This window comes from Sebaldella termitidis ATCC 33386, assembly GCF_000024405.1.
GTDB lineage: Bacteria > Fusobacteriota > Fusobacteriia > Fusobacteriales > Leptotrichiaceae > Sebaldella > Sebaldella termitidis.
Window position 1 is genome coordinate 1,424,836 of the sequence record NC_013517.1, and the last position, 13,556, is coordinate 1,438,391.

Sequence of the window (13,556 nt, forward strand, 5' to 3'; positions counted from 1 at the left end):
TAAATTTTTGTCTTATAAAAATTAAAAGCAGAAAAAGCCCTTTTTAGAGGGCTTTTTCTTATATAGGTATTTGTATCTGAATTATTATAAAAACTTTAGCGTATTCTTTCATATGAAAATGAAAAATTTATAATTTATCAACAATGCAGATATGGATTTATATGTTTTTCATCATATGTAACAAGACATAACTATTACTTCCTATTATTATGTTTTCTTCGCCAAAAACAGAAAAGTTATTCTTTTCATAAAATGAAACAGCAGGTTTATTAAGCATTAAGACTCCAAGAGTCAGATAACTTTTATTATTATTTTTAGCAATAGATTCAGCCTTTTGCAAAAGCTTGGTTCCAAACCCTCTGCCTTTATATGCGTCAGATAAATAAATCCTGTCAATATCAAGTGAATTGTTAAGTTTATAAGAGTCATGATTATACTTCATATATCCTATTTTTTTATTATCAAATGTCAGGAATAAAAACCGGGTTGTTTTATCTTCAAGCTCGGCTCTTAAATTTTCTAAGCTGTATTTAGCTGAGATATATGCTTTTACATCATTTTCATTTAATATTTTGCAAAAAGAATTTAAGTAGGTAGTACGGCTGAGCTCTTGTAAATTCCTTAATATCTTCAATTTTACATTCTTTAAAGTCTGTCATATTTCTCTCCTATGTATTAGTTTGATATATGTTTCTGAGTAAGCAGGTTCATTGCTTAGCATAAAAAGGTTTCATAATGAGATATATCCTATTTATACTTAATTTTTGAATTTTCTTCAAGTTCAGCAATACTGAAAGAAGAAATGGCCAATATGAAAAGCAATAATATTTTTCTTGTTTCTAACAATCATTGTTCACCAAAACTTCACATTTATAGTATATCATGTATTTAAATACTTGAGTGGAGGTTTTTTATGAAAAAATTTTTATTTACTGTTTTAATGATTATATTTATTTTTAATACAGGCTTTTCTAACAGAAAATATGATAATAACTTGTATTATAAAGATTCTTATAATGTTTACTATGAAGGGAAAAAAATTAGCGGAGCATCCGCCGCTTCTTTTGTAGTCCTTAGTAACGGATATGCCAGAGATAATTATTACGCTTATTACAGAGGAAATAAAATCAGCGGTTCAAGCGGCAATTCCTTTAAAATTCTTGATAACGGATATGCCAGAGATAATTATTATGCTTATTACAGAGGAAATAAGATCAGCGGCTCAAGCGGCAATTCTTTTGAAGCTCTTGGTAACGGATATGCCAGAGATAATTATTACGCTTATTACAGAGGAAATAAAATCAGCGGTTCAAGCGGCAATTCTTTTAAAAATCTTGATAACGGATATGCTAAGGACAATTACAGTACTTATTATAAAGGTAAAAAAGTCAATAACTGATATTTTAAGTAAAAAACAGAGTGAGCCGGTAATTATGCAATGGTAGTGAATACTTGTACTTTTTCCTGAAATATGATATATTTAAAAATAATTATATAAAGTATAAAAATAAACCAAATGGTAAGCAGCTGTAAATTTTGAGCTAAGTAAGTGAGTAAAATCAAAGGAAAAATATAATATATGATTATATTAAAATTATGAAAGGCGGTTAAACCAATGTACTAAAATTTTTGATAATATGATTTTTATAATAAAAAAATTTTGAGGAGTGATTAATTTTGGGAATTACATATGGTTTTAGAATAACCCCGCCTTTTTTTGCTTTACTATTACAAAACAAAATAATAGTAAAGGATATTTTAATATGGAAAAAATTATTTGGAGAGTGGAATATACTTCACTTCCAAGAGTAAAAAAATATTGTAAAAAATGTGGTAAAAAAAGTGAATTTTTATCATCGAAATTATTCAGAGTGAATGCCAATCAAAAAAATCTTGATGTATGGCTTATCTATAATTGCTCTAATTGTAAAACTACGTGGAAACAAGAGTTGTTTTCCAGAGTAAAGCACAATTATTTTTCCAGAGAAATGCTTGATAAATTCTATGGAAATGACACTGAATTAGCTCATTATTATACTATGAGCTGCAATCATTTATCAAAAACCGGTTTTGAGATATTGCCGCCGACTTATTCACTTATCGGAGAACATATTGATATTTACACAGACAATAGCTTTGAAATACATCTGAAATCAGATTATCAGTTTGATATTAAATTAATGTCTATTTTGAAAGAAAAGCTTTGTATCTCGAACAGCCGGTTAGATTATTTAATAAAAAATAACAAGATCTTTTGTAATATGGACAGGAAAATTAAGAAATGTAAATTACAAAAGGAACAGATAATATATTTGACAACATAGTAAGACAGAGAAATGAGAGCTTTGATTTTTAAAGCTCTCATTTAGCGTATTAATAAAAAATATGTAATTGTAAACCAAAAATCTGAAATATTATTATTTATAATTTTATTCTCCTTTTACCTGAGCATTATTATAAACAGTAATTCCAAGTATTTTGACCTCGAGCCCTTTATAAACATAAAATATTTTTGAAGAAACATTTTCTTTGTTATTTATGCTCTGCCATTGAATAACCTGATATAAAACCGCTCTATATTCCACTGTCCCGCCGTCTTTATAATGTATGGTCACAGGCATCAGAGAAAATACAAACAATAACATAATTATAGTAATTATTTTTTTCTTTTTATTACGCATACAATACTCCTGGAATTCTTAATTATTTTTAGAGACCAGACTTAAACAGCCGTGAAATATAGTCGAACATAGTATATATTTTATATCCCACATAAAAAAACACTTCTCTTAATAAAAAAGGCAGAGTACTTTTCAAAGTTATATATTTTGTTGTAGGAGTGGGGGAGCTGTAACAGTCTATCTTGCTATTTTTAGCCATTAGCATAGCTCTTTTCATATGCAGCGGATCACTGACAAGAATTGCTGTATGATAAGAATTTTTATCCATTATCATCTTTGCATTCTTAATGTTTTCCTGCGTAATTACGGACATTTCTTCGAGTAATATATCATCCTTCGGAACGCCTTGCTTTATTGCATACTGCATTGCAGTATAAGCATCTGAATTTTGATTTCCTTTTCCTGTGCCGCCTGTAAAAATAAGTTTTTTTACATATTTATTTTTGTATAATGATATCCCGTGATTGATACGTTCCTGAAAAACAGGTGATACCTTTTCGTCAGATGCGCCTGCCCCGAGAATAACAGCAACATCGGCAGGCTGCTTTTCATCGACTTTACTGTAAAGACAGATGCTTATGGCCGTGATTACGACATATGCAATTATGATACCTGCAATAAAAATTAATAGTTTTTTTAAATTTATTTTTTTCATAATAATATAACTGCTTTCAAAATTATTTTAGTAAAACCTGCTTTTGCAGTCTGGAAATTGCGAAGTTACTGTGACTCCTAAATTCAGAAGTCCATATAAGAAAATTCCCTTTCCTGTATCTGTAAAATTCTAAATGACATCGAAAGGGAGTTCTTTTTATATTTTCTTTCAAAAAGTAATATATTCTTGAGTCAGGTATTAAAAAGAATCAAGATTAGAAAAAATTTTTAAAGATAGTTCTTTTAGATAATTTAATTCTTCGGCATCAAAGTTTGAAAGAAAATCCTCATATTTTTCTTTACAGTATGGAATAAAATCTTTTAAAAAATTTATTCCATTTTTATCTAAAGTTATATAAGAAGATTTTTTATTTTCCGGCGATGTCTGTTTTTGAATATATTCTTTTTTATGCAGAGTTTTTAGGACATTGCTTATAGTGGGAGTGGATAACCCCAATTTTTTTGAAATACTGCTGGGTGTTTCAAAAGAGTCTTTATTTAAATGAAGAAGCAGCAATATTGAAAGTTGAGTATTTGTTAAATTGAATTTAGTTAAAAAACCCTCCATTTTTCCGGAGAATTTCTGGGAAGTAAATAAAAAACTGAAAAATGCACCTATAATATCTGAGTTCCCAGTAGTATACTCTTGTATTAACAAATTTAATCCTTTAATATCAGGAAATTTTTCAATAATGACAATCGCCTCATTTCTAAATTTGTATAAAAAAGCAAATCCGTTAGTGAGCTAATTATATAACTATCTATTAGATTTGTCAATAAATAAAGTAATGTTTTTATAGATTATTTATTCTATTTCGTACTAAAAAGCTAATATAAGTAGCTTTATAAATTTAATTGATTGTACAGTTCATTATGAAAAAACAGATAATTGTAAATTTATTTAATAAAATATTTTTTTAAAAATTTTTTGTACAATTGAAAGAATTGAATATAATAATAAGTTCTTATGATATTATTATTAAGTAAATTATAGTTTATTTACTTAATAAAATCAATAAATATTACTAATGATACATTATAAAAGGTACTTTGCAACAGACTTACAGTAAATAAAAAAGAAGCATAAAAAAATCTAAGTATCCTGCAGAAAAACTTAGATTTATAGCTGATTTGTTTATTTTATTCCGATAAAAATTTTTATACTTCCATCTTGTGAGTATACTTCAAAATCACTTTCGTAGGCTCTGTCTAATTCGGTATTCCAGATTTTCTGCCATGCTGATCCCACGGCATCCTGGGAATCAGCCGTCCATATCATGTATTTTCCTTCTTTAATATCTGCAAAGTCCTTTAAAGCACTATTCTCAGAACCAATCAAAAAATCAAAATCCCCGTTAAAGTCACTTTCATAATTATAGTATACAGCATAGATATCGCCGCTTAACCCCAGTGTGGGAACTTCTTTCCATAAAGAGATGATTTCATCAATTTTATTATTGTTAGTTCGTATTTTTTTTCCGGTAATTTTTTTAGATTTAATATTTTCAAGCATTAGTATCACCCTTTCTTATATAATATAAACATTATATGATTAATAATATGACAAAAGCATGTCATATTATCTAAAACCACAAAAAGTTAATTTAATGCTTTAAATTATCTGAAAAAAGAGATCGACAGAACAATATATTTAAGATATAATAAATGAAATTATTTGAAATATATATAATACTTGAAAGGAGCAATATGAAATTTAAGGACAGCTATCATCCGTATGCAATAATTACGATTGTATTTTGGTCATTGGCGTATGTATTAACAAGACTGACATTACAGTATTTTTCGTCTTTTTCTCTGGGATTTTTAAGATACTTTATTGCTTCTTGTGCTCTACTCTGCATTGCCTTTATAACAAAAATGAAATTCCCTTCAAAAAAAGACTTTCCCTGGTTTTTACTGGCAGGAGCAGTGGGATTTTTCATTTATATAATTACGTTTAATAAAGGGCAGGAAAGTATATCAGCTTCCACAGCAAGCGTTGTTATAGCTACAGTTCCTGTTATTACAGCGGTATTAGCACGTTTTATTTATTCTGAAAAACTAAGCTGTATTCAATGGGGAGCTATTATCATTGAGCTCATAGGAGTATGTATTTTGACATTGCTAAAGGGGATATTTTCTATTAATATAGGATTGTTATGGCTCTTTCTGGCTGCATTAGTACTAAGCATATATAACTTAATACAGCGCAGGCTTACAAAAAAATATACAGCATTACAGACTTCTTCTTTCAGCATTTTCAGCGGAACAATACTGCTGGCTGTTTTTATGCCTGCTTCTCTGAGAGAGGTTTTACACGTACCTTTTATACAATTATTCTATGTTGTATTATTAGGTGTATTTTCCAGTGCGATTGCATATATTGCATGGTCAAAAGCATTTTCAAAAGCAAGACAGACCTCGGATGTAAGTAATTATATGTTTGTTACACCATTTTTGACAAGTATTTTAGGTTTTTTTATTGCAAATGAAATTCCGGAATATTCGACTCTGATCGGAGGAGCAGTAATTCTTTTCGGAATTTTAGTCTTTAATTTTGGTGATAAAATATACGGGCTTCTATACAAGTAACAGATATATTAATTTTATTAATCCGGAGGTGTGAAAAAATGGGGAATACCAGTTCTGATAGAAGAAATAGAAAATTTTGATGAAACCAAAGAAACCTATGATTCATTTCGTGCTGCCGCATATTTACTGCAGACATTAGGAATTGTATATGTCTGGCCGGCAGAATATCTTAATGAATTAAAAAAGCTGCTTGACAGCGCAATAATTACTTTGGAAAAAATGATTGATCCGCCTGATGAAAACTGGGCTTATCTTGATATGGGCGGAGACAGGGAAAAACTTATACAGAATGTAAAAGAGCAAATTTCAGTTCTGCAGGAACGGCGAAAAGCACTTGTATAATAAATAAAAAACATAATACAGAAATTAAATGATTTTAGAAAAAATTTAATCAGGAAATTTAATATAAATAAAGATAGATAGTTAGAATGTAATTTTCATTGATTATAGAGAAAATGTATAAAAAATAACTTTCTGAGATATCTTAATCTTTGCTTATTTGTAGATTTTTATCACAGCTTTAATTAAAAAAGCTCTTCAAGGATGAAGTGCACCCCAAAAGTTAGACAGAACTAACAAATGGAGGTGCATTTTATATAGCAGAAATTCACCATAATAAAAAAAATTTTTAATAAAATAATTGAAAAAAATAAATATTTATGTTAAATTATAAAAAAACTATGTTTGGAGGATTTTATGGCTGGAACTGAACAAAGATACAGTAATGAAGATATGTTAGAACAACTAAGAGACCATTATAAAAGAAATTCTAAAATAACAAGAAGTAGTTTTGCAAAGGATAAAGCTGTATGTTCAAGTTCGATAGTATATATGAGATTTGGAAGCTGGAATAATGCTTTATTAAAGGCAGGAATTGGAAATAAGATAACAAAGGAAGCGATAATAAAAGACTTAAAAGATCATTATTCCAAAAATAGAAAAATAACAAAGAAAAGCTTTGATTCTGATAAGACAGTATGTTCGGCAAAAATAGTAGAATTAAAATTTGGAAGCTGGGCAAACGGAATAAAAGCAGCTAATCTGAGAAATAATATAAAAGAAAAAATAATAATTGAGTTAGAAAATCCAAAAAAAAGAGAATATCTATACACAAAGGGAGAGCTGGTAGGAAAATATAAAAGATTAAAAAAACAGATGAAATATAAAAATGTAAAAATATCATCGGAAGATTTTTATAAGGAAACTGGTATAACTATAGAGCAGATAATAAACAGCTTTGGGGATTGGGAGAAGTTTTGCAGAATAGCAAAGCCATTGAAAAGTGGAAAGAAATAAACAGGTTAAAAATTCAAAAATTAATATGAAAAATAAGATATGAGTGAAAGAATTTAATATTAAATGATGAAGAGTAACAAATGATAATTGAAGATGTAATAAAAATACTGATGGAAATCAGCATTTTTTAATAACCAAAGAATAAAAATTTTCAAGTTCATTATCAAGTTTCTCAATAATTTTAATAGTAACCCTAGGCATAAATTTACTTAAACTATTATCAATATAAGTATCTATAAGAAATGAAGGAATGAAAATATTGTCAAGTTAGAGAAAATTACTAATGGTAGTATATAAAAGTTAGTGCTAATATAATTATAAATAATAAAAAAAGCGTACAAAAGGCGAACTTTCATTAGTTAATTTTTACTAAAATAGAAGGTGGGGTGTGTTAGATTAGCAGGGAAAATAAGGAATATTTAATTCTTGGAAGTAAACTTATCTGTGATAAAGGAGAATTTGAAAGTAAATTTGAGGTATCACCAAAGAATATTAAGTTACAGGGATATTATGTAGCAAGTCAAGCAGACAATGTTGCAGGAAAGCATATTAAATCATTTGGCAGCTGCAGTGTTACGGGAAAGTGTAAAATGGAATCAGATTTATATGGTCAGTTTTTGATCTGGTTTGAGACTTATTCAAAAGTAATACTTGCAGGAAGTGAGGCATTATTGGAAGATAGTTATTGTTTTTGCCCGTATGGCGGCAGGATAACAATTTCCGATAGTAGACAGATTGATTATGCTTCAGCAATGACAGAATTATTTGGAGATTTTGCAGACACAGTAGAACAGATGAAAGACAGTATGGAAAATTTATCTGATATGGCTGTAAAGTCTTTAATAGGAATGTTTGACGGAGCAATGACTGAATATTTTACAAATGAAGAGAATAGGCTGAGAAGTACTGTAAGAGACATGGAAAGAAATAATAAAGGAAACTCTTATATGTACATGCAGACAGGTTATGATCCAAGAGAGGAACTGGCTCAATTACAGAGAAGCAAGCAAATATATGAAGCTGATAACTGGCAGGATATAAAAAACGTGAATTTAAGAGATATTTATGCTAAAATGCAGGAAAACCCTAATAAGGTAGATTTAGAACCGCGAAAGATATCAGGATTAATGGCTTTAACAAATCCTTTATTTGCAGCAGGTTATTATATAGAAACTAAAGTAAGAGATATCCGTTCAGTGTTACCAGATATGACAATAGGAGATTTCTTTAGCAGGGGAACAAGTAAAGAAGGAATAACAGAACTTTGGGAAAAAGGAATGGATTGTCAGAACAAAAAAATGCTTCCTGGTGTATTGGGATACCATCCATTACAGGCAGCATATGCAGGAGGGTATACAAATTATGATCCAATGGAATCAGCTCAGATAGTAAATTCATTAAGTGATGATGGAAAAGCGGCATATATGTTAAGGAAAACAGCTAATGATGGGATGTCAGCATATAATGAGATATATGGATATTATCAAATGGTAAAAGCTTTAGATATGTCGACAAAGGGTAAGGTTAAGACTGGAAGTAAGTCAAACAGTGAAAATTTAGATTATAGAAAAAAACCAGTAGTGGAAGTAAATCCTGTTGGGGAAACAATAGCAACTAGAAAAGAAATAAAAAATTATAAGACATACTGGGGTAGATGTGGCATAAAAGTAAAAATTGATAAAGACGGAATATTACCAGAAAGGATGGCTGCTGGTTTTGATTACAAAGATGGCATAATTTATGTAAGAGAAAAACCTAGTAATATTAGCATGGCTCATGAAGGTTATCATACAAAACAATGGTTGAAGTTAGGAAAAGAAGAATATCTAAAGCTTACTCGCTTACAAAGAGAAGAGTTAGTTTATGAACAAATAATGAAAAATCAATATAGATTTGACAAGGCTTCTATTGATAATGCTAAAATATATATTGATAGGCTCAGACTAGAATTAGGGGAATAGGAGGAATTTTTATGGATAATAAAAAAACGGATAGTAAAGAAATAAGAAAGAAGAATGTTAGTGATGGAAATGCGAAGCATTTAAGAAGAATTAATGAAATAACGATTTCTGTTTCTTTAAAACCAGAGGAAGTAATTAAAATAGCAAAAGATTATCATGAAATAAATAAACTGGAAGGGAATGTTAATGAAGATTTTGGACAGTTATTTTTTGATGAAGAATATACATTTAAAATAGATTTAAATAATAGAAAAAATGATGATAAACGGTCGGCTTGGAGGGTAAAGGTTAATTTGCCGGAAAATTCATTTTTATATGAGGATTATACATTGATTGTTTCTGATAAAGATAGAAAAGTAATGGGAATGCTGGATCCTAATGGGCACCCTGTATTTGACGGCAATGAATTTTCGGATGAAGATATAAAATATATAATGGATGATGACAACAATGACAATGATGATGACGATAATTGGAAAAAGGTATTAAAGAGTTTTGATGATGAGTAAAATATAACAAGGAGAATTTCTAAAGTAAAAAAAATTAAATTAATAAGCATAATTAAATTTAATAGCAGATCCGACAGATTGGGGTATTAAAATTGAGAATATATACTAATTCAGATGAAGCAATTTTAAATTTAGATATAATTAGTTTAGAAAGTCAAAATATTAAGGGAATAAATTTTCACAGAGCTTTTCTGGATAAAATAAAAATAAAGAAAACTTTTGTAGAAAATTCAGATTTTAGAAATGCTATTTTTAATGATACAATTATTATAAATTCTAGTTTCAAAGATAGCGTATTTATAATGTCAGAATTTGAAAATGTAAGGATATCGAATTCAAATTTTGAGAATTGTAAAATGAGATTTTCAAACTTTCAAAATTCTCTTATAACTGATACATATTTTAAAAGCAGTGATATGAAAACTGCAAATTTTAAAAACACAATACTATTTAACACAATATTTGAAAATATCGAAAATTCGCAAAGTATTAATTTTGATAATGCATATTATAATATAAAAACTCAGTTACCAAAGGGGGTAGATCCAAAAGAGAAAAAAATGCTATTTATTGATAACGAAATTGATGAAAAGTATATTATAATAAAAAAAGAATTTAATAATAATAAAAGTTATGATGAAAAACATCCTTTAAGAGAATTTGATATTTTTGTGAAAAATAATTTGAATAACTTAAATAAAGATGACAACAATAGTTTTCTTTTACATTTGATACTAAGTAATATTATATTACAGTATAAAGTTATATTTAAAGACTTTGCAGATAGAACTGATAAATTTATAAAAAATAGAAATACATATCTTAAAGATTATTCTAATAAGAATAGAGAAAAAATAAAATTACTAATTGAAAATTATAATGAAAATATACAATTGAGTCGAAAATACTGAAATCAGATAGATGTAAAAGGAGCTGGGCTGTATCATAAGTTTTATAGAGTAATTTTTCTTTAGTATAATAATTTATATTACCAATAATTTGAAACTAAATACCCCGCACTATAAAATTGATTAAAGCTCTCAAATATAGTATAATACTAAAAATAAAAAAACTGAGTCCAAAATGAGAACAAAATAAAAGATAGGGACAACACTGATAGAATATTCATAGAATGTCACTATTTAGAAATAGGAGAGTAATTATTTTGAAATATTTTATAGTTGATGCATTTACAGATCATCATTTTTCAGGAAATCCAGCGGGTGTCTGTTTATTAGAGGAGCCAATAGCTGATGAAATAATGCAGAATATAGCTGCGGAAAATAATCTGGCAGAAACGGCATTTATACTAAAACAAGGAAATGAATATAATTTACGCTGGTTTACGCCTGAACAGGAATTCGATCTGTGCGGACATGCTACTCTTGCCAGTGCTTATGTTCTTTTTCAATTCGTTGATAAAAAAGCAGAACATTTAGTCTTTTCAACACAAAGCGGCATTTTAGAAGTGACACGGAATGACGGGTTATTAGAAATGGATTTTCCGTCACGTCCTCCTGAGCAAATAGAAGTGACCGAGCTGATGGAAAATGCTTTGGGTGTACCGATAATGGAAGCTCATTTATCACGAGATATGATATTAGTTCTTCAAACAGAAAAGGATGTTTACGAGGCAGTCCCTGATTTAGATATTGTTTCAAAAATTCCGGGCTGTGTAAATTTAATAATTACTGCTCAAGGGAGAGAAGCAGATTTTGTGTCCCGGTATTTTACTCCGGGAATTAGTATACCAGAAGATCCTGTAACCGGATCTGCACATTCATCGTTAATTCCGTTTTGGGCAAAACGACTTGGAAAAGAAAAACTTACAGCACATCAATTGTCCAAAAGAGGGGGCATTTTATACTGTCAGGATAAGGGAGACAGAGTAAAAATTTCAGGAAACGCAATTCTTTATCTTGCTGGTGAAATTTATTTATAATATTACTAAATAAGGATTGAATAAATACTAACTGTTCAAAATGACACCAGACTGGAAATCTGGGATAATAGGAGCAGTCAAAATAGAAAAATAACTAAATATGTATTAGCAGTCTGCTCAGCCTCTCGGGGCTTTTTTCTTTTATGTTTATAGATTTGGTTGATTACTATTCTGATTTTGTTTATAAGTGTGATTATCAGACTATATAAAAATTGATTTAAAATCTTAAATACTGTATAATTTTAAAATTAAAATTGAATCATAGATGAACAATTATAAATTTCCAAGAAAGTAAAAATAATGAGAGGAATATTAAAAATGACAACAGATTTAGAGAAAGAGCGTGATCTTATTGCCGAATATTTATTAAATATAGATGAGAAATATTCAGGGAAAATAAAAAATATCAGAAGAATAAGGCGCAGTCTGAACTGGTTTGCAGAAGAAGATAATGAGAAGTGTCTTTTATTTATAAAGGATATCGCAGATAAATATGTACATCAAGATGGAAATGATATTAATGACGCTTGGATATTTCACTATTCTCAAAGAAATGAGTTATTTCATAAATTGGATCTGGATTATGTATTGAAAATTATGTATGAATCTAATACAAATTTTAAAAATAATATTTTATATAATTTAGGAAGTACACATAAAGAATTGTTAGAATTTAAAATTCTCTCAGCACCGCGTATTTTTCCTGCAGATAAAGTGTACGAGGTTCTTAGAGAAGATATTCGTAAATATTATATGGTGTCGCCATGTCTCAGCAGGGCATACGGGATAGAGTATAATAAAAATTACAGTGATTCACAACGGATTTGGGATAAACGCTGGGCATCTTTTTTTCTGGATATGGGAAATATCGGAGCAGCATCTAACTTTATATATGATGAAGATAGTGAGAATTGGGATATGCTGCTAAGTCATTGCAGAATATCACCAAGAGAAAATTATGAAAATAATCGGCAGTTTCGCCAAGATTGTAAATATTTTGTAGATTTACTAAACAGGGCGAAAAGAAATAAGCATCCAAAATATGAGTTTTACTGCAATGAATTTATATCACAGGGTTTGCCAAAAGATTTACTTAAATAAAAAATATTCCGACTTATTAATAATCAGGAGCGGAATTTTTGATTATTGCAGCGGGAAACTATGGAAATTTCATGGAGTGTACCAGAAAAATTACACTATAAAAAAATAAAGCCCTTCAAGCAGGGGCTTTATTATATTGAGATACCAGCAACAGACATAAAAAAATATATAAAATAAGCATTTTAGCAGAATTTTTTATCAAGATTTTCATAAAGTATTTTCACACTTCCTTTGATTTTCGACTGCCGCTGTCCATGAAAACAACTCCTAATCCGGCAAGCAGTAAAATAACTGCCATGCCTGCAAGAAAAAAAACAGATAGATAAGAAATATACTTTGCTTCGGAAGGAAAAGCAGTATTTACATAAATATTAATTTTTTTTCCTACAAACATATTACTGTTATAAGCATTAATATAGACATGTTCATATATTTTATCAGCATATTTGTAATCAACGAATACATTATGTCCTATTTCACCGTCATTTCTGGAATATGTACTTATATTAGAAATTACTGCTGTGACCGGGACAGCTGTTTTTTTAAAATCATTAGTAGAATTAAAAATAGAAATACTTACATAAATTAGAAGGATTCCTATTAAAAAAAGAGGGATAGCAGTCATTTTAACCAGTCGTTCCATAAAAAAACCTCCTTGTTATAAAATATAGATATTCTTTATGACACTTCGTATTTATAAATATTCAGGGATATTATAACACATTAATTAGAATTGTAATAAAGATACAAAGAAAAATATAAACGCTTTCCAAAGATTCTTTCTGCCATAAGTATTTATAAAAAATAAAGAAATATTATT

General features: G+C 28.8%; 16 protein-coding genes. 10 read left to right on the forward strand and 6 right to left on the reverse strand.

Annotation, left to right across the window (positions count from 1 at the left end; genetic code table 11):
• Nucleotides 1-157: 157 nt before the first annotated feature.
• Complete coding sequence (locus tag STERM_RS06575; protein ID WP_012860797.1) at nucleotides 158-634, reverse strand: GNAT family N-acetyltransferase; 477 nt, start codon at nucleotides 632-634, stop codon at nucleotides 158-160.
• Nucleotides 635-913: 279 nt separating this feature from the next.
• Here STERM_RS06575 and STERM_RS06580 point away from each other — a divergent pair, with 279 nt between their 5' ends.
• A complete protein-coding gene (locus tag STERM_RS06580) occupies nucleotides 914-1,399 on the forward strand; it encodes a DKNYY domain-containing protein (RefSeq protein ID WP_012860798.1) in 486 nt (161 codons plus the stop codon).
• A gap of 364 nt (nucleotides 1,400-1,763) precedes the next feature.
• Nucleotides 1,764-2,324 (forward strand): DUF1062 domain-containing protein, encoded by a 561-nt coding sequence (locus STERM_RS06585; RefSeq protein WP_012860799.1) that lies wholly within the window; start codon nucleotides 1,764-1,766, stop codon nucleotides 2,322-2,324.
• A 105-nt stretch (nucleotides 2,325-2,429) separates the two neighbouring features.
• On the opposite strand, the gene STERM_RS06590 is transcribed toward STERM_RS06585, so the two are convergent.
• The 4 genes from STERM_RS06590 to STERM_RS06605 form a co-directional block, all read right to left on the reverse strand.
• Complete coding sequence (locus tag STERM_RS06590) at nucleotides 2,430-2,681, reverse strand: hypothetical protein (RefSeq protein WP_012860800.1); 252 nt, start codon at nucleotides 2,679-2,681, stop codon at nucleotides 2,430-2,432.
• A gap of 28 nt (nucleotides 2,682-2,709) precedes the next feature.
• The gene (locus tag STERM_RS06595; RefSeq protein ID WP_012860801.1) at nucleotides 2,710-3,336 is read right to left on the reverse strand and encodes a YdcF family protein; all 627 of its coding nucleotides are present in this window, start codon (nucleotides 3,334-3,336) and stop codon (nucleotides 2,710-2,712) included.
• A gap of 198 nt (nucleotides 3,337-3,534) precedes the next feature.
• Nucleotides 3,535-3,903 carry a MarR family transcriptional regulator gene (locus tag STERM_RS06600; RefSeq protein WP_169305392.1) on the reverse strand — a complete coding sequence of 123 codons (369 nt, stop codon included), beginning with the start codon at nucleotides 3,901-3,903 and terminating at the stop codon, nucleotides 3,535-3,537.
• A gap of 567 nt (nucleotides 3,904-4,470) precedes the next feature.
• Complete coding sequence (locus tag STERM_RS06605) at nucleotides 4,471-4,848, reverse strand: GyrI-like domain-containing protein (protein WP_012860803.1); 378 nt, start codon at nucleotides 4,846-4,848, stop codon at nucleotides 4,471-4,473.
• Between the two features lie 194 nt (nucleotides 4,849-5,042).
• On the opposite strand from STERM_RS06605, the gene STERM_RS06610 reads away from it, so the two are divergent.
• The 8 genes from STERM_RS06610 (at nucleotide 5,043) to STERM_RS06645 (ending at nucleotide 12,736) form a co-directional block, all read left to right on the forward strand.
• The gene (locus STERM_RS06610; RefSeq protein WP_012860804.1) at nucleotides 5,043-5,927 is read left to right on the forward strand and encodes a DMT family transporter; all 885 of its coding nucleotides are present in this window, start codon (nucleotides 5,043-5,045) and stop codon (nucleotides 5,925-5,927) included.
• Between the two features lie 30 nt (nucleotides 5,928-5,957).
• Nucleotides 5,958-6,269, forward strand: a complete 312-nt coding sequence (locus tag STERM_RS06615; protein ID WP_012860805.1) for a hypothetical protein — start codon at nucleotides 5,958-5,960, stop codon at nucleotides 6,267-6,269.
• Between the two features lie 354 nt (nucleotides 6,270-6,623).
• The gene (locus tag STERM_RS06620) at nucleotides 6,624-7,223 is read left to right on the forward strand and encodes a homing endonuclease associated repeat-containing protein (protein WP_012860806.1); all 600 of its coding nucleotides are present in this window, start codon (nucleotides 6,624-6,626) and stop codon (nucleotides 7,221-7,223) included.
• A gap of 440 nt (nucleotides 7,224-7,663) precedes the next feature.
• Nucleotides 7,664-9,184, forward strand: coding sequence for a zincin-like metallopeptidase toxin domain-containing protein (locus STERM_RS22370; protein ID WP_244407270.1), 1,521 nt, complete (start codon nucleotides 7,664-7,666; stop codon nucleotides 9,182-9,184).
• Nucleotides 9,185-9,195: 11 nt separating this feature from the next.
• The gene (locus tag STERM_RS06630; protein ID WP_012860808.1) at nucleotides 9,196-9,693 is read left to right on the forward strand and encodes a hypothetical protein; all 498 of its coding nucleotides are present in this window, start codon (nucleotides 9,196-9,198) and stop codon (nucleotides 9,691-9,693) included.
• A 92-nt stretch (nucleotides 9,694-9,785) separates the two neighbouring features.
• A complete protein-coding gene (locus STERM_RS06635; RefSeq protein ID WP_012860809.1) occupies nucleotides 9,786-10,604 on the forward strand; it encodes a pentapeptide repeat-containing protein in 819 nt (272 codons plus the stop codon).
• A gap of 254 nt (nucleotides 10,605-10,858) precedes the next feature.
• Complete coding sequence (locus STERM_RS06640; protein ID WP_012860810.1) at nucleotides 10,859-11,635, forward strand: PhzF family phenazine biosynthesis protein; 777 nt, start codon at nucleotides 10,859-10,861, stop codon at nucleotides 11,633-11,635.
• A 300-nt stretch (nucleotides 11,636-11,935) separates the two neighbouring features.
• Complete coding sequence (locus tag STERM_RS06645; RefSeq protein WP_147289479.1) at nucleotides 11,936-12,736, forward strand: hypothetical protein; 801 nt, start codon at nucleotides 11,936-11,938, stop codon at nucleotides 12,734-12,736.
• Between the two features lie 220 nt (nucleotides 12,737-12,956).
• Here the strand turns inward: STERM_RS06645 and STERM_RS06650 are convergent, their stop codons facing one another.
• The gene (locus tag STERM_RS06650) at nucleotides 12,957-13,379 is read right to left on the reverse strand and encodes a DUF3592 domain-containing protein (protein WP_012860812.1); all 423 of its coding nucleotides are present in this window, start codon (nucleotides 13,377-13,379) and stop codon (nucleotides 12,957-12,959) included.
• Nucleotides 13,380-13,556 lie beyond the last annotated feature (177 nt).

Bases quoted from the DNA above. Each gene is read 5' to 3' on its own strand.
- STERM_RS06590 (WP_012860800.1), bottom strand. From the start codon at position 2,681: ATGCGTAATAAAAAGAAAAAAATAATTACTATAATTATGTTATTGTTT.
- STERM_RS06595 (WP_012860801.1), bottom strand. From the start codon at position 3,336: ATGAAAAAAATAAATTTAAAAAAACTATTAATTTTTATTGCAGGTATC.
- STERM_RS06645 (WP_147289479.1), top strand. From the start codon at position 11,936: ATGAGAGGAATATTAAAAATGACAACAGATTTAGAGAAAGAGCGTGAT.
- STERM_RS06630 (WP_012860808.1), top strand. From the start codon at position 9,196: ATGGATAATAAAAAAACGGATAGTAAAGAAATAAGAAAGAAGAATGTT.
- STERM_RS06585 (WP_012860799.1), top strand. From the start codon at position 1,764: ATGGAAAAAATTATTTGGAGAGTGGAATATACTTCACTTCCAAGAGTA.
- STERM_RS06620 (WP_012860806.1), top strand. From the start codon at position 6,624: ATGGCTGGAACTGAACAAAGATACAGTAATGAAGATATGTTAGAACAA.
- STERM_RS06605 (WP_012860803.1), bottom strand. From the start codon at position 4,848: ATGCTTGAAAATATTAAATCTAAAAAAATTACCGGAAAAAAAATACGA.
- STERM_RS06600 (WP_169305392.1), bottom strand. From the start codon at position 3,903: ATGGAGGGTTTTTTAACTAAATTCAATTTAACAAATACTCAACTTTCA.
- STERM_RS06580 (WP_012860798.1), top strand. From the start codon at position 914: ATGAAAAAATTTTTATTTACTGTTTTAATGATTATATTTATTTTTAAT.
- STERM_RS06650 (WP_012860812.1), bottom strand. From the start codon at position 13,379: ATGGAACGACTGGTTAAAATGACTGCTATCCCTCTTTTTTTAATAGGA.
- STERM_RS06610 (WP_012860804.1), top strand. From the start codon at position 5,043: ATGAAATTTAAGGACAGCTATCATCCGTATGCAATAATTACGATTGTA.